The organism is Alishewanella sp. HL-SH06 (assembly GCF_052656265.1).
This window is the reverse complement of sequence record NZ_CP199752.1, coordinates 2,965,593-2,979,975: the sequence shown is the minus strand read 5'-3', so window position 1 is coordinate 2,979,975 and position 14,383 is coordinate 2,965,593. Positions and strand designations below refer to the sequence as shown.

The following is a 14,383-nucleotide window of genomic DNA, read 5'->3' as shown; positions in this document are numbered from 1 at the left end:
CTCGCTTGGTTTTTTAATGTTATCTGGTAGAATATTGTCTTGATTTTAGAAATCTGGATGGCTAGAAATTGAGTATTCCAACCCAAATTAACCACTATTTACAGCTTAGTGGCCTTAAAGAGCAATTTTCTTTTTTTGATCAAGCCTTTACTGAAAAAACTACCGCCTATTATCAAGCGTTACAGCAACAGATTGCCGATAGCAGCAATGCCAAAGTGCAATGGCAATACCTAGTGCCTGAGTTAGGCGAGGGAGGGGCATGTTCGTTATTTGGTGTGCTGGACAGTGAGCCATATGATTTAACTGCGATTTTGGGCGGTCAAACCAGCGCTAATCACCAAGCCTTAGCACGTTTAACGAAAATAACTGAATTTTATCAACAGCAGTCGGGTTTAGCATGGTTTGGTATTTATCAAGCGCGTGCTAATCTGAAGCAAGAGTTGGTGCTAGTTAAATTAAGCTATTTTGGCGCCGCCTCTCGGGCTGAGTTTCCGTTAAATACTGAGTTTGCCAAGATCAGTAATAACAGTACGGTGGGTTTAACTGGCCAAGCCCGTGTGATTAACGATGTCGCGGCCTATTTGCAACAAGGCGGTGAATATTATACCTGCGATCCTAAAGTTAAAGCCGAGGCCTGTTTGCCACTGTTTACACAATCGGGCAAAATAGTTGGCATTATTGACGCTGAAGATTTGAAGCAGCAGGTGTTTACCGCAGAGGCATTGGCCCTGTTAGTGGCTGTGTGTCTGAGCATCCCCGAGTGTTTACCGGCAATCGCTTAGTGTTGCCTCCTTATAATCATAAACCAGGTAGAACAATATGTTTTCTCAGTTAAAGCCTGTCGCTATCGACCCCATATTAGGGCTAATGGCGGCTTATCGTGAAGATCCTAACCCTCTTAAAGTTGACCTTGGCGTAGGTGTTTATAAAGATGAACAAGGCCACACCGCGGTTTTAAAATGCGTAAAAGAAGCCGAAGCGCTACGTTTAAAGCATGAAGACAGCAAAACCTATGTGGGTATGGCCGGTGATCCGTCTTTTAATACGCACATTGAAAAGTTAGCCTTTGGTGCGACTCATACAGTGTTGCTTGCAAATCGCGTTGTTACGGCGCATACACCTGGCGGCACAGGGGCACTGCGTGTGGCGGCGGAGTTTATCAAGAGAGCGAATCCGGATGCGACGATTTGGGTGACCACCCCGACGTGGGCAAACCATATCTCGTTATTCCAAGCTGCGGGTTTAAAAGTCAAAGAATACGCTTATTACGATTACGACACCAAAGGTTTGCAGGTAGAGAAGATGTTTGCTGATTTAGAGCAAATTCCTGCGGGTGACGTTGTTTTAGTGCATGCCTGTTGTCATAACCCAAGTGGTATGGATCTGAATTTCGAACAATGGCAACGCTTTACCGCGATCGCGAAAGAGCGAGGTTTCACTCCTTTAGTTGATATGGCTTACCAAGGTTTTGGCGCCGGTTTAGATGAAGATGCCGCAGGCTTGCGCTATTTAGCTGAGCAAGTGCCAGAAATGATCTTGTGTAGCTCTTGCTCGAAAAACTTTGGTTTATATCGCGAGCGAATTGGTGCTGTCAGTGTTGTTGGAAGCAACAGCAAAGAAACCGACGTTGTCCGCGCAAACTTACTCAGCGTCGTGCGCGGTATTTACTCAATGCCACCTACGCACGGTGCTATTATTGTTAGCCATATTTTAGATAGCGCCGAATTAACGGCACTGTGGCACGACGAATTAGCAGAAATGCGTAATCGCATTAATAGCTATCGCCAGCTGATCATCGACAAGTTTACTGCTGAAGGCATTACCCAAGATTTCAGCTTTATTGCTCGTCAGCATGGTATGTTCAGCTTTTTAGGCATTAACAAAGCGCAAATTGAACGGCTACGCAGCGAGTTCAGTATCTATATGGTCGGTTCTAGCCGCGTCAGTATTTCGGGTTTGAATCATGCCAATATCGACTATTTCGCCAAAGCCGTCGCAACGGTATTAAAAGGCTAAATACGCCAAGAAGGTATCCAGGCATCGAGTCTGGATACCTTTTTATGCTGCGCTGTGCGCTACTTTTTCTCTTTCTCTTTCTCTTTCCTTAACCTTGCCTTTAGTTATCACACACTCAGCGATCAGGCGATAAGTATTCATTATCATAAAAGGTTCTGAGCCATTCTGGCCGATACACTGCCATTAGCGTAATGGCCATGCCATTGAGTAATGCTTCGCCAAACCAAATGAGCAAGGCTAATTGCGTATAGTTGTGATAAATCGTATGCCAGTCATGTTGTTGCTGCAGATACAGCCAGCCAGAGGTGAGTACAATTTTTAGCACTATGCTCAGGGCGGCATTCAAAAAGCCTGCAATAAAGATATACACAAATAAATGGCGAGTCAGATAATGATATGACCAGCTAAATACCGCATAACTAAATAATGCAGGCAAAATAAAGGTAGTTAATGCAAAGGCGCCCCCCTCAGCCAAGCTGACACTGTTAAACAGCATTAATAAAGCTAAGGGCAGACAACTGATCCAAATGGCGATACGCCAGCCATGACACAATACCAGTGTGGTTATACCTAGAAAAAACAACTCTAAACCCGGTACTATGCCGGCTTTTACAGACCATAGTAGAGTTAAGGCCACTGCTGAGGCAAACACAAAATGCTGATAACCCGGTAATTGTAATAAGCGTGGCCACAACTCTTTTGGATAACTTAGTGCGATGCAAAGGATAGCCAAACACCAGGCACTTATTTGCCAATAATTTATGATCATGATCATAGACCCAAAGCTGTGGATGCGGCTAATTATACTGTGTTCTAGCACAGCATAAAAAGCTTCGCGTTAGTAACAAGGTGCATGTTCAAGCGGCTAAGAGCCCTAATAAGGGCTTGAGTAAAGCCTTAGCTATTTTTCAATTGCCTTTTGATTAATGGGTTAGGCCGCATTGTTATACTGCGGTGTACTGTCCTGGCGTTTTTTTATTCTGTCAGCGATTTTGCCAGTTGCAGGTAAGTAACTCCGTTTTTTTTAACACGCTCATAATCCATGTATTCAGAGCCTAAATGCACTTCTTCTAATGCTGCTTTAATTTGTTCATTAGCATTCGGTATTAGGGCTAGTGCATTTTCCAAAGTGTAGGTTAACTGATGGATCGCCGTTACGCTGGTTGGATTTAACTCACCGGCTAACAAGTTAGCTAACTCGGTATTTTTCTCTAACAACACCTTGCTAGCTTGCTGCACATCACTGATCGCTTTACCGCTGAAATGGGCAGGGCGATCTGAGGCTTGCACGAGTGTTGCGGGGAAGTAGCACAATGCAATGAAGCTAGAAATAACGAGGATTTTCATAATAAAGCCTTAGTTAATAATGATTCTCATTAAGCTATCAGATCAATGAAACAATGCAAGTCACTTTTGCTGATAACATAAAACGTTTTCTTATACGTTGCTCTGGTTAAAACGTATCAACAAAAACGCCTGCACAAGGCAGGCGTTTTAATAAGATTAACCTTTAATAGCGGTTAGATCCGCTTGTATTTAATTCGATGTGGCTCCAGTGCTGCCGCGCCATAAGTTTGTTTTAACCAGGCCTCGTAATCAGAGTAGTTACCTTCAAAGAAATTCACTTTACCTTCATCACGATAATCGAGGATATGCGTGGCAATACGGTCGAGGAACCAGCGGTCGTGCGAGATCACCATGGCACAACCAGGGAAATCTAAAATGGCGTTCTCGAGTGCGCGCAGTGTTTCAACATCTAAGTCGTTGGTGGGTTCATCGAGTAACAACATATTGCCGCCGGCTTTTAATAGCGCCGCCAGATGCACGCGGTTACGCTCACCCCCTGATAACTCGCCAATAAACTTCTGCTGGTCGTTACCTTTAAAGTTAAAACGGCCAACATAAGCGCGGCTTGGGATCTGGAAATTGCCAATTTGCAGCATATCTTGGCCATTTGAGATTTCCTGCCACACCGTGTTTTTTGGGTTCATGCTATCGCGGAACTGATCAACACTTGCTACTTGCACCGTTTCACCAAGTTCAATGCTGCCGTTATCGGCTTTCTCTGCGCCGGTAATCATCTTAAACAGTGTTGATTTACCTGCACCATTCGGGCCGATAATACCGACAATCGCCCCCTTAGGAATACTAAAGCTTAGATCATCGATTAACACACGATCGCCGAAGGTTTTACGTAGGTGTCCCACTTCAAGTACCTTATCGCCTAAACGTGGCCCAGGTGGAATAAACAGCTCATTAGTTTCATTACGCTTTTGAAAATCTTGGCTTTGCAATTCTTCAAAACGTGCCATCCGCGCTTTACTTTTTGCATGGCGGCCTTTCGGGTTAGTTCGAACCCATTCTAATTCTTGCTTAATTGAACGCTGGCGAGCACTTTCTGTTTTATCTTCTTGTGCTAGTCGGGCTTCTTTTTGTTCTAGCCAGCTAGAGTAATTTCCTTGCCACGGAATACCTTCACCTCGGTCTAGCTCTAAGATCCAACCGGCTACATTGTCTAGGAAATAACGGTCGTGGGTAATGGCCACCACGGTACCAGGATAATCGTGTAAAAAGCGTTCTAACCAAGCCACCGATTCAGCATCCAAGTGGTTAGTAGGTTCATCTAATAACAGCATATCTGGGCGTTCTAATACCAAGCGGCAGATCGCCACCCGGCGACGCTCTCCGCCCGACAGATGTTCAATTTTGGCATCCCAAGGCGGTAAGCGTAATGAATCTGCCGCACGTTCTAGCGTGTTATCTAAGTTATGACCATCTTTTGCTTGTATTAATGCTTCTAATTCGCCTTGCTCGCGTGCTAAGGCATCAAAATCGGCGTTTTCATCGGCATAAGCGGCATACACTTCATCTAGCCGAGTAAACGCTTCTTTTACATCACTAACGGCTTCTTCAACAATCTGCCGTACTGTTTTGTTGTTATCTAATACCGGCTCTTGCGGTAAGTAACCGATTTTTGTGCCAGTTAATGCTCGAGCTTCGCCTTCAAACTCTTTGTCGATACCGGCCATAATGCGTAATAACGTCGATTTACCCGAGCCGTTTAAGCCAAGTACCCCAATCTTGGCGCCGGGGAAAAAAGATAAAGAGATGTCTTTTAAGATGGTGCGTTTCGGGGGAACCACTTTCGAAACCCGATACATTGAATAGATAAATTGTGCCATTACTAAGTTTCCGTCCGTTAAGGGCTGTCACAGTGAAGCAAATTGTACGTTATTTTCACCAGTGGTGGAAAGTGAATGGCGATGCTTTAGAATAATGTTGGCTTTTGCATGCAGATCTCTGTTTTAATATGCATCATTAGAGAATTATTAGTAGGTTAATTATGTCTGAATTTGCACACGATCCAAGCTTCCAACGTTTTATCGAAGAAGCTAAAACCCATGGCGTAGTCTGGACTCTCGCTGATGGTGAAGACTTATTAGTAGTTGAATCGGTAGAATTTGAAGAAACAGATGTAATGCCCTTTTGGTCAAGCAAAGCGGATGCCCAAGCGCACTGCTCAGAAGAATGGTCAAGCTATAAACCTGAGCCAATCCCACTCGATGTGTTTTGTGATGGCTGGTTAAAAGAGATGTACGATGACGGCGTCTTAATCGGCACTAATTGGGATGAATCACTCAATGGCCCTGAAGTAGAGCCGCGTGAACTGCTAGAAGCACTGGCGCTTGTACAGTAATTAAACACCGTGCCACACCCTAAGCCCAGCCTTTGCTGGGCTTTCGTCGTTTAAGGGTGTAAAATAATAATATTATGATCTGGTCGCTAAACTGCTTTTCTTTGCAGTGCGTATAACAGATATTGCAAATCAGTATTTGGAAAAACTATGTTATCAGAAGCAGCAATGTTAGTCCGTAGTGCACTTGAGACGCGTGGTCTTGAGACTCCTATGCGTGATAACGGCTTGTCCCGCGATGAAAAATACGAAAAGATTAATCAGTTACTCACTGAGGTTGTCAGCACTTTGGGGCTTGATCTCACCGATGACAGTTTAAGAGAAACGCCACATCGCATTGCTAAAATGTATGTTGATGAGGTTTTTGGTGGTTTGGATTATCAAAACTTTCCGAAGATGGCGCTGATAGAAAACAAAATGCAAGTAAACGAGATGGTCAAAGTGAAAGACATCAGCTTTACCAGTACTTGCGAGCATCACTTCGTCACCATCGATGGCAGCGCTACGGTGGCTTACATTCCTAAAGATAATATCATTGGCTTATCTAAGATTAATCGCATAGTGCGTTTCTTTGCACAACGTCCTCAGGTGCAAGAACGCTTAACCCAGCAAATCTTAGTGGCGTTACAAGCCTTACTTGAAACAGACAACGTTGCAGTGACCATGGATGCGGTACATTACTGCGTGAAATCGCGTGGTGTAATGGATGTTAACTCCAAAACGCAAACTACAGCACTGGGCGGTATTTTCAAAGATGACGCTCGCACTCGTGCTGAGTTTCTAGCGCGCTAACCGCAGTTGTCGCCGGTGTAGGGGACTCATTGCTTATCAATTAAACAGTGTGTCCCATGTAATTTCAAAAAGGCCGTTGCATCTTCAGCACTCAAAGGCTTGCTATAGTAATAGCCTTGTATCTCATAGCAATGCATTGTTTCTAGAATCTTAAGTTGCTCTAACGTTTCAACGCCCTCAGCAATAGTAATTAAATCCATGCTTTTAGCGATTTTAATGATTGCACTCTCAATCGCTTTATCGTTTTTATCATTTTGAATATCTTGAATAAAATATTGGTCTATTTTTAATTTTGTTAGGGCGAATCGCTTCAAATAACGCAAAGATGAATAACCCGAACCAAAATTATCGACTGCAATTTTAAAACCGAGCTCATTAAACTGTTTAATTAAAATAGCGTTTTGCTCTGGGTTATCCATCATGGCACTTTCGGTTATTTCTAGCTAAAGCCTATTGGCTGAAATATTATGCTGCTTAAGTAACTGCTTGATTAAGATTAGTAAATTGGGTTGCTGAAATTGAATCGTTGATAAGTTGATGGCCAAAGTGAAACCCTGATAGCCGTTACTTTGCCACACCGCAAATTGCCTAAAAGCCTCGGATAATACCCAGGTACTTATCGGTGCGATAATGCCAGAGCGCTCCGCTAGCGGAATAAGCTCGGCGGAAGACACGAAACCTAGCTCACTGTTATACCAGCGAAGTATTGCATCAAAGCCAATGATTTTTTGCGTTGGGTAATATCTAAATGAATACCAACAGTGAGTTTATGTTCTGAGCTGACAATGGTTCGGCCACGCGCAAGGATCCATACCCAATGACCATCTTTATGGCGCATCCTAAATTGATTTTTGTATAGTTTATTGTCTGTTTTATTAATGTAATCGTCGAAATAGTCCGTAACACAGGCCATATCATGTGGATGTAAGGCGTTAACCCATAGATCATCTATCGTGCCCTTTTGAGCGCGAGCAATACTGTTGTTAACCCTGCATAGCAACGTGTAAGGCTCACCGTAGCTTCAAAGAAAAAATCTTAATTAGAGCAATAAGTTGTAGTGCTGTTAAGGTTGATATTTTTTATGAGCACACAACGTTAGTGTGTTTAATTTGTAGTATTAATGCATTCAACCATAACTTGCTGCCTATGAAACTAGCATTAAACAAAATAAACTGTCTTTCGTCTGGTGGCGTATAGTCACTACCTAAGATCGTTCTTAGCGGTAAATACTTGGAGAAAGCGAAATGAAAAAAACACTTAACCTCGCGGCCGTGCTAGCACTGACCTTTTCGGCACAGAGCTTAGCCGCACAGTGCGGTAATATTCTCGGCCATTCAGTGCAGCAACTCAAAACCCGTGAAAGTGTCGATTTATGTGATGAATTCAAGGGTAAAACATTAATTGTGGTGAATACTGCCAGTAAGTGTGGCTTTACTCCGCAGTTTGAAGCCTTAGAAACGCTTTATCAAAACTACAAAGATCAAGGTTTAGTGGTATTAGGTTTCCCATCAAATGATTTTCGGCAAGAACACAGCGATGAAGAAAAAACAGCTGAGGTATGTTATTTAACTTACGGTGTTGAGTTTCCAATGTTTTCAACCAGCAGTGTGCGCGGGGATAACGCTAACCCGGTATTTAAAGCGTTAATTGCAAAAACCGGTGAAAGCCCGTCTTGGAATTTCAATAAATATATTGTCAGTAAAGACGAGCAACAAGTAGTGCATTTTGGTAGCCGAACCAGCCCTGATGATCCAAAGTTTATTGCTGAGCTTGAAAAACTGCTAGCGGCAAAATAATTACTGACTTTGCTCAAAAGCGCTATCTATCGCGGTGGCATTGTCGGTGGCTGCCGTTCTTGCTAGCTCATCACAGCGTTCATTTTCAGGGTGACCGCTGTGGCCTTTTACCCAATGCCAAGCAATTTGATGTTTGCTGCAAGCGGCATCTAAACGTTGCCATAAATCCTGATTTTTAACCGGCTGTTTTTGACTGGTTTTCCAGTTATTGCGTTTCCAGCCTGCTAACCACTGCATGATCCCCAAGCGCACGTATTGGCTGTCGGTGGTCAAATCAACCAGGCAGGGGCTGGTGAGTGATTCTAAACTGACAATAGCCGCGAGCAATTCCATTCGATTATTGGTGGTTAACCGAAAGCCGCCACTCAATTCCTTACGATGTTGCTTGTAAAGCAAGACACTGCCATAGCCGCCAGGACCAGGGTTACCCAAGCAAGATCCATCGGTATAGATCGTAACAGTTTTCTGCATAAAGTCTTTCCTCAAAGCAAAACGGCGTATAATCTACCCTAATAGTAGGCAACAGCGAAAGCAGCAATGTTAAAACGTCAAATTATCTTAGATACCGAAACCACCGGCATTAACCCAAAAGATGGCCATCGTATTATCGAAATTGGCTGTGTTGAGCTGATAAATCGGCGTTTTACCGGTAACAATTATCATGTTTATATTAATCCAGAGCGGGAAATTGAAGCTGAAGCCATTGCCGTGCACGGAATTACTAACCAACGTTTGCAACATGAACCCAAGTTTCGAGATATTGCACATAGCTTTTTCGAGTACATTAAGGGGGCCGAATTAGTCATTCATAACGCCGCTTTCGACGTCGGTTTCATAGATCATGAATTTGCCATGTTGCAGCCAAAAATCCCTCCAGTGGCGGAGTATTGTGGCATTGTTGATACGCTTAAATTAGCGCGAGACTTGCATCCGGGCCAAAAAAACAACCTCGATGCACTGTGCCGCCGTTATGATATCAATAATAGCCATCGTACTTTGCACGGCGCCTTATTAGATGCCGAAATTTTGGCTGATGTTTATTTGTTAATGACCGGCGGGCAGGTCAGTTTAAACTTAGCGGCGGAAGACGCGAACAATCAACAAGATCAGGAAGGGCCCTTGGTTATCCAGCGCAGTGGTAAGTTAAAAGTGATTAAAGCCAACAGCCAAGAATTAACTGCCCATCAAAGTCGTTTAGATTTAGTGCAAAAGAAAGGGGGCAGCTGTTTATGGCGAGATTAATGCTACTGTGTTTTATGCTGTGTAATATGTTTGTACTGACCGTTGCTGCACAACAAGACTCGACATTACCTGTTGCAACGCCAGAGTCGGCCCCAGCGCAAACACCAGAGCCATTAATGCGCATGTTGGCAGACTTGCCATTACGTAATCAAATTCCCTTGTTAGATAATCGGTTTCGCATCGATGACGGTATTGAATCTATCACCTTGGTTTTTTTTCGCCGACCGGGTTCGGCTTCTATCGTATTAGTGCGTCCCGATGGCAGTAAGGTGTTTTATAACACGGCCAAGCAAAACAACATTCGTTGGTTTGATGGCCCTTCCTACGATTTAATTGAAATTACTCAGCCGATGCCAGGGCCTTGGCAGGCCGTCGGTCGAGTTTTACCCGAAAGTAAGATTTTGGTGCTGACCGATGTGGCATTAGATGTTGATCCTTTACCTAAACCGATGGTGGTAGGGGAAACGTTTAAATTAACGGCGCGGATGCTGCAAGATGGCAAAGCGATTAATGCGCGAGAATTTAAAGACATACTGTCGTTACAAGTGGTTTTTACCAGTACCAATGATAAACGTTACGAAAACTTCGGCCGAGGTATGGTGGAAGTGGCCAACTTTCGTGATGATGGCCGTGGTTATGACATCAGTGCGCGTGACGGTATTTTTACCGGTGAGATAAATTTGGTATTTGGCCAAGGCGAGTGGATCCCGCGCTTTATTGTGCGTACGCCTTTGTACACTCGCGAAGTGGAACAAAGCGCCGTTATTATTGAACCTTCGCCTATTACGCTTAACGTACAGATGGCAACTACAGCTGAGCAAAGCCATATTATTATGTTGGATGCGAATAGTGATCTGGTAGACGTCGACTCTTTGCTGTTCCAGGGGCAAATTCAATACCCAGATGGCGATATGCAATCATTTTCTTTAGTCGAGCCTACCACAACAAAGCAACTACAGGTCGATAACCGCGGGCATGGTAGTTATATTTTGAATATGGCCGTTTTTGGCCAAATGCGCGATGGTCGAGAGTTTGTATTAAATTTACCTGAAGAGCGTTTTTTAGTGGCCATGCTGGCGCAGGAAGCGCCTGACTTAGGGCCCGCCGACACTGTAACCGAAGCCGCTGTTGAGGTGGCAGAGCCGGTTGCCACAGAAGTACCTTGGCTTTGGATCATCCTGATTAATTTGTTTATTTTAGTGTTAGGCGCAGTAGCCATTTGGTTTGTGTTATCTGGCAAGCAGTTCAGTCGTTTAATGTTTTGGCGTAAAAAGACCGAGCTTGCTGCTACCGCCGCGGTAAATAAGACGGCTACAGCGGCGAAAGGGGACAGCACAGCGAATAATAAACCAGCAAAAAAGAAAGATGGTGAAGATATATTGGATCTTTCTATGCCAGATGGCTAAGGAATAGGCAAAAGCGGCAAAAAAGAAGTTGACTGGGTTTGGGGTAATCCGTATCATTCCCGCCGCACCAGACGATACCCAAATGAAATCGTTTGATGCTGGCGCGGAGCGGTAGTTCAGTCGGTTAGAATACCGGCCTGTCACGCCGGGGGTCGCGGGTTCGAGTCCCGTCCGCTCCGCCAACATTTTGATGCTTTCCGGAGCGGTAGTTCAGTCGGTTAGAATACCGGCCTGTCACGCCGGGGGTCGCGGGTTCGAGTCCCGTCCGCTCCGCCACTAGCATCAAAAAAGCTTCCTGATCCGGAGCGGTAGTTCAGTCGGTTAGAATACCGGCCTGTCACGCCGGGGGTCGCGGGTTCGAGTCCCGTCCGCTCCGCCATTTCAGTTAGTGTGTCATCGAGCGTAAGCTCACTCCAGCGCGGAGCGGTAGTTCAGTCGGTTAGAATACCGGCCTGTCACGCCGGGGGTCGCGGGTTCGAGTCCCGTCCGCTCCGCCATTTTCATCTAAATCAGCCAGCTAACGCTGGTTTTTTTGTGCCTACAAATAAGTGAGCGGTAGTTCAGTCGGTTAGAATACCGGCCTGTCACGCCGGGGGTCGCGGGTTCGAGTCCCGTCCGCTCCGCCATTTTCATCTAAATCAGCCAGCTAACGCTGGTTTTTTTGTGCCTACAAATAAGTGAACGGTAGTTCAGTCGGTTGCTGTTATAAAAATCTAGCCGGCCTGTCACGCCGGGGGTCGCGGGTTCGAGTCCCGTCCGCTCCGCCATTTTCATCTAAATCAGCCAGCTAAAGCTGGTTTTTTTGTGCCTACAAATAAGTGAACGGTAGTTCAGTCGGTTGCTGTTATAAAAATCTAGCCGGCCTGTCACGCCGGGGGTCGCGGGTTCGAGTCCCGTCCGCTCCGCCATTTTCATGTAAATCAGCCAGCTAATGCTGGTTTTTTTGTGCCTGCAAATAAGTGAGCGGTAGTTCAGTCGGTTGCTGTTATAAAAATCTAGCCGGCCTGTCACGCCGGGGGGCGCGGGTTCGAGTCCCGTCCGCTCCGCCATTTTCATGTAAATCAGCCAGCTAATGCTGGTTTTTTTGTGCCTGCAAATAAGTGAGCGGTAGTTCAGTCGGTTGCTGTTATAAAAGCAAGCTTCGGGGTCATATACTAATACCCCTAACGTTTTCGCCGTGGGCGAGATACTTTCTTTTGTGTCGCCAAAAGAAAGTATCCAAAGAAAATGCGACCCCACTTCCGCTCGAAAGCCCGACTGCTCATGCGTTGTCCAAGGCGAAAACGTAACTCGCGCGGCGCTACCGTCGCCGCACTCAAACACCCGTTTTCTTAAAACCTTGGCCAACGATGATCAGTCGGCTCGCTCTAAGGGGACTAAAATCCAGAGTAAGCTTTGGGGCAGATATTAAGACTCTATTGATCAGTTAATAGCGAAGTAAACGTTGGCTTAAGACGTCTTTTTCAGGGATGAAAAAGAGGAGCGTACACGGATTTATTTACAGCGTGCTCCAGTCGAAGCTTTACGGAGCGTTTAACCTTTTCGCCGTTGGCGAGATACTTTCTTTTGCGTCGCCAAAAGAAAGTATCCAAAGAAAATGCGACCCCACTTCCGCTCGAAAGCCCGACTGCTCATGCGTTGTCCAAGGCGAAAACGTAACTCGCGCGGCGCTACCGTCGCCGCACTCAAACACCCGTTTTCTTAAAACCTTGGCCAACGATGATCAGTCGGCTCGCTCTAAGGGGACTAAAATCCAGAGTAAGCTTTGGGGCAGATATTAAGACTCTATTGATCAGTTAATAGCGAAGTAAACGTTGGCTTAAGACGTCTTTTTCAGGGATGAAAAAGAGGAGCGTACACGGATTTATTTACAGCGTGCTCCAGTCGAAGCTTTACGGAGCGTTTAACCTTTTCGCCGTTGGCGAGATACTTTCTTTTGCGTCGCCAAAAGAAAGTATCCAAAGATAATTCCCCACTTCCGCTCGAAAGCCCGGCTGCTCATGCGTTGTCCAAGGCGAAAACGAAACTCGTGCTATGCTTCGTCGCCGCACTCAAACACCCGTTTTCTTAAAACCTTGGCCAACGATGATCAGTCGGCTCGCTCTAAGGGGACTAAAATCCAGAGCAAGCTCCAAGCTTCGGGGGCAGATACCAAGACTCTGTTGATGAGTTAATAGCGAAGCAAGCTTTGGCAGGATACGTCTTTTTCAGGGATGAAAAAGAGGAGCGTGCACAGCTGTGTTGAAATTGAGCCTTGTCGCAATGACAGTGCGGTGTTCGGTTTTGCAGGGGGGTTATGTAGAATGTTGCCAGATAACCGGCTCTTGCGCGTTATGGGCGGCTTGGAGAAGCTCTAACAGTGGAAAGGCGCGAGTTGATGCGCTAGGCAAGGGTTCTTCTTGAAGTTCAGCGGGTAATTCAGCTAATTCATGCTGCATGTCATCTTGCTGTTGTTGGACTTCATCAGCAAGGCGGCTACGTTGTTGCAAAAGCGTAATGGCCGTTGCCACGTCTTCAGCAGGGATAATACCGGTCGATTTCTTAATAGTCTGCGCTGAATCGGCCATATAGGTTTGCATGTTACAATTCATCATTTGCAACATCTGTTCACCGGACTGTTGTAAATAAGATAGTGCACTCCAACTGGGGGTTGTGAGTAAGCGTAACGCCAACCACACATTCCTATCCTAACTGATCAACATTACCCTGTCTGCCACTTTAAATTATCAGGGTAATCATCATGAAACGCACTAAAGAACAATGGCTGGCCTTATTCGCCGAGCAAGCCCAAAGTGGCCTCACTCAAACGGCATTTGCTAAACGACAAGGGATTATCCCGACCTATTTCAATCTGCGTAAACGCCAGTTGTTGGCTCATCAGAATGATGACACCGGTTTCATTGAATTAGCACCACAAAGCTCGCCACTGGCCCGGCATATCCTGCTACGCAAGCGTGATATGGAATTGCAACTTCCAGCAGGGACGGATGCACTCTGGTTAGCCGCCTTGCTCAGGGCACTTTGACCATGAAAATGTTCCTCGATGTGCTTAAGGTCTATTTGCATAAACAGCCGGTCGATTTTCGCAAATCCATTAATGGCTTATCGTTGCTGGTCGAGCAAGAGATGCAGCTCTCGCCATTTAGCGGCGCGTTGTTTGTGTTCTGCAATCGGCAGCGTACTCGGTTAAAAGTGCTGTACTGGGATAGCACTGGGTTTTGTCTGTGGTACAAGCGACTTGAAAAAGACACGTTTCGCTGGCCAAGGCAGATGCCAGGTAAAGTGTTGTCTATTAGCGAGCAGCAATGGCATTGGCTGTTGCAAGGTGTCGATATTCAAAAAATCACCGCGCACCAGCCGCTGCATTACCAGAGTGTGGGTTGATATGCCGATCGGCTATAAATCTTGTAGATCGCATCCAAAACAATCTAAATCTT

At 45.4% G+C, this 14,383-nt stretch carries 16 protein-coding genes, 4 tRNA genes and 1 pseudogene; 13 read left to right on the top strand and 8 right to left on the bottom strand.

What is annotated here, in order from left to right; all coding sequences use genetic code 11:
* The first annotated feature begins 68 nt into the window (after positions 1-68).
* Positions 69-782, top strand: a complete 714-nt coding sequence (locus ACUJFK_RS13860) for a GAF domain-containing protein (RefSeq protein WP_445425245.1) — start codon at positions 69-71, stop codon at positions 780-782.
* 37 nt (positions 783-819) lie between these two features.
* Complete coding sequence (locus ACUJFK_RS13855) at positions 820-2,016, top strand: amino acid aminotransferase (protein ID WP_445425244.1); 1,197 nt, start codon at positions 820-822, stop codon at positions 2,014-2,016.
* Positions 2,017-2,131: 115 nt separating this feature from the next.
* On the opposite strand, the gene ACUJFK_RS13850 is transcribed toward ACUJFK_RS13855, so the two are convergent.
* From ACUJFK_RS13850 to ettA, 3 genes are all read right to left on the bottom strand, one after another.
* Positions 2,132-2,785 (bottom strand): energy-coupling factor ABC transporter permease, encoded by a 654-nt coding sequence (locus tag ACUJFK_RS13850; protein ID WP_229587880.1) that lies wholly within the window; start codon positions 2,783-2,785, stop codon positions 2,132-2,134.
* A gap of 206 nt (positions 2,786-2,991) precedes the next feature.
* The gene (locus tag ACUJFK_RS13845) at positions 2,992-3,363 is read right to left on the bottom strand and encodes a DUF6746 family protein (RefSeq protein ID WP_226752036.1); all 372 of its coding nucleotides are present in this window, start codon (positions 3,361-3,363) and stop codon (positions 2,992-2,994) included.
* A gap of 173 nt (positions 3,364-3,536) precedes the next feature.
* Positions 3,537-5,198, bottom strand: coding sequence for an energy-dependent translational throttle protein EttA (gene ettA / locus ACUJFK_RS13840; protein ID WP_226752037.1), 1,662 nt, complete (start codon positions 5,196-5,198; stop codon positions 3,537-3,539).
* A gap of 161 nt (positions 5,199-5,359) precedes the next feature.
* Here ettA and ACUJFK_RS13835 point away from each other — a divergent pair, with 161 nt between their 5' ends.
* Positions 5,360-5,713, top strand: coding sequence for a DUF2750 domain-containing protein (locus tag ACUJFK_RS13835; protein ID WP_226752038.1), 354 nt, complete (start codon positions 5,360-5,362; stop codon positions 5,711-5,713).
* 147 nt (positions 5,714-5,860) lie between these two features.
* Complete coding sequence (folE, locus tag ACUJFK_RS13830) at positions 5,861-6,502, top strand: GTP cyclohydrolase I FolE (RefSeq protein WP_229587876.1); 642 nt, start codon at positions 5,861-5,863, stop codon at positions 6,500-6,502.
* Between the two features lie 26 nt (positions 6,503-6,528).
* On the opposite strand, the pseudogene ACUJFK_RS13825 reads toward folE, so the two are convergent.
* Both ACUJFK_RS13825 and ACUJFK_RS13820 read right to left on the bottom strand, forming a co-directional pair.
* Positions 6,529-7,224, bottom strand: a pseudogene (locus tag ACUJFK_RS13825) (EAL domain-containing protein).
* Positions 7,182-7,502: a PAS domain-containing protein gene (locus tag ACUJFK_RS13820; RefSeq protein ID WP_445425243.1), complete on the bottom strand. Its 321-nt coding sequence runs from the start codon at positions 7,500-7,502 to the stop codon at positions 7,182-7,184. The pseudogene ACUJFK_RS13825 and the gene ACUJFK_RS13820 overlap by 43 nt, the downstream one beginning before the upstream one ends.
* A 244-nt stretch (positions 7,503-7,746) precedes the next feature.
* On the opposite strand from ACUJFK_RS13820, the gene ACUJFK_RS13815 reads away from it, so the two are divergent.
* Positions 7,747-8,298, top strand: coding sequence for a glutathione peroxidase (locus ACUJFK_RS13815; protein ID WP_445425242.1), 552 nt, complete (start codon positions 7,747-7,749; stop codon positions 8,296-8,298).
* Here the strand turns inward: ACUJFK_RS13815 and rnhA are convergent, their stop codons facing one another.
* Complete coding sequence (gene rnhA / locus ACUJFK_RS13810; RefSeq protein ID WP_306178820.1) at positions 8,299-8,769, bottom strand: ribonuclease HI; 471 nt, start codon at positions 8,767-8,769, stop codon at positions 8,299-8,301. It abuts the gene before it with no gap.
* A 66-nt stretch (positions 8,770-8,835) separates the two neighbouring features.
* Between rnhA and dnaQ the strand changes: the two genes are divergently transcribed.
* From dnaQ to ACUJFK_RS13780, 6 genes are all read left to right on the top strand, one after another.
* Positions 8,836-9,540 (top strand): DNA polymerase III subunit epsilon, encoded by a 705-nt coding sequence (gene dnaQ, locus ACUJFK_RS13805; protein ID WP_445425241.1) that lies wholly within the window; start codon positions 8,836-8,838, stop codon positions 9,538-9,540.
* On the top strand, positions 9,528-10,946 hold the full coding sequence (locus ACUJFK_RS13800) for a TIGR03503 family protein (protein WP_445425240.1): 1,419 nt from the start codon (positions 9,528-9,530) through the stop codon (positions 10,944-10,946). Before dnaQ ends, ACUJFK_RS13800 begins: the two co-directional genes overlap by 13 nt.
* Before the next feature lie 105 nt (positions 10,947-11,051).
* A tRNA-Asp gene (locus tag ACUJFK_RS13795) sits at positions 11,052-11,128 on the top strand.
* A gap of 17 nt (positions 11,129-11,145) precedes the next feature.
* A tRNA-Asp gene (locus tag ACUJFK_RS13790) sits at positions 11,146-11,222 on the top strand.
* 26 nt (positions 11,223-11,248) lie between these two features.
* Positions 11,249-11,325: transfer RNA gene (locus ACUJFK_RS13785), tRNA-Asp, on the top strand.
* Between the two features lie 41 nt (positions 11,326-11,366).
* A tRNA-Asp gene (locus ACUJFK_RS13780) sits at positions 11,367-11,443 on the top strand.
* Positions 11,444-11,720: 277 nt separating this feature from the next.
* Here ACUJFK_RS13780 and ACUJFK_RS13775 read toward each other — a convergent pair.
* Together ACUJFK_RS13775 and ACUJFK_RS13770 are read right to left on the bottom strand one after the other, a co-directional pair.
* Positions 11,721-12,293 (bottom strand): hypothetical protein, encoded by a 573-nt coding sequence (locus tag ACUJFK_RS13775; protein ID WP_445425239.1) that lies wholly within the window; start codon positions 12,291-12,293, stop codon positions 11,721-11,723.
* Between the two features lie 947 nt (positions 12,294-13,240).
* Entirely contained in the window at positions 13,241-13,624 is a 384-nt protein-coding gene (locus tag ACUJFK_RS13770) for a DUF1840 family protein (RefSeq protein ID WP_445425238.1), read from the bottom strand.
* A 62-nt stretch (positions 13,625-13,686) separates the two neighbouring features.
* Between ACUJFK_RS13770 and tnpA the strand changes: the two genes are divergently transcribed.
* Together tnpA and tnpB are read left to right on the top strand one after the other, a co-directional pair.
* The gene (gene tnpA / locus ACUJFK_RS13765; RefSeq protein ID WP_226752469.1) at positions 13,687-13,971 is read left to right on the top strand and encodes an IS66 family insertion sequence element accessory protein TnpA; all 285 of its coding nucleotides are present in this window, start codon (positions 13,687-13,689) and stop codon (positions 13,969-13,971) included.
* Positions 13,972-13,973: 2 nt separating this feature from the next.
* Entirely contained in the window at positions 13,974-14,330 is a 357-nt protein-coding gene (tnpB, locus tag ACUJFK_RS13760; protein ID WP_445425237.1) for an IS66 family insertion sequence element accessory protein TnpB, read from the top strand.
* The last annotated feature ends 53 nt before the right edge of the window (positions 14,331-14,383 follow it).

Bases quoted from the DNA above. Each gene is read 5' to 3' on its own strand.
- ettA (WP_226752037.1), bottom strand. From the start codon at position 5,198: ATGGCACAATTTATCTATTCAATGTATCGGGTTTCGAAAGTGGTTCCC.
- dnaQ (WP_445425241.1), top strand. From the start codon at position 8,836: ATGTTAAAACGTCAAATTATCTTAGATACCGAAACCACCGGCATTAAC.
- ACUJFK_RS13850 (WP_229587880.1), bottom strand. From the start codon at position 2,785: ATGATCATAAATTATTGGCAAATAAGTGCCTGGTGTTTGGCTATCCTT.
- ACUJFK_RS13800 (WP_445425240.1), top strand. From the start codon at position 9,528: ATGGCGAGATTAATGCTACTGTGTTTTATGCTGTGTAATATGTTTGTA.
- ACUJFK_RS13855 (WP_445425244.1), top strand. From the start codon at position 820: ATGTTTTCTCAGTTAAAGCCTGTCGCTATCGACCCCATATTAGGGCTA.
- folE (WP_229587876.1), top strand. From the start codon at position 5,861: ATGTTATCAGAAGCAGCAATGTTAGTCCGTAGTGCACTTGAGACGCGT.
- ACUJFK_RS13815 (WP_445425242.1), top strand. From the start codon at position 7,747: ATGAAAAAAACACTTAACCTCGCGGCCGTGCTAGCACTGACCTTTTCG.
- tnpA (WP_226752469.1), top strand. From the start codon at position 13,687: ATGAAACGCACTAAAGAACAATGGCTGGCCTTATTCGCCGAGCAAGCC.
- tnpB (WP_445425237.1), top strand. From the start codon at position 13,974: ATGAAAATGTTCCTCGATGTGCTTAAGGTCTATTTGCATAAACAGCCG.
- ACUJFK_RS13845 (WP_226752036.1), bottom strand. From the start codon at position 3,363: ATGAAAATCCTCGTTATTTCTAGCTTCATTGCATTGTGCTACTTCCCC.
- ACUJFK_RS13835 (WP_226752038.1), top strand. From the start codon at position 5,360: ATGTCTGAATTTGCACACGATCCAAGCTTCCAACGTTTTATCGAAGAA.
- rnhA (WP_306178820.1), bottom strand. From the start codon at position 8,769: ATGCAGAAAACTGTTACGATCTATACCGATGGATCTTGCTTGGGTAAC.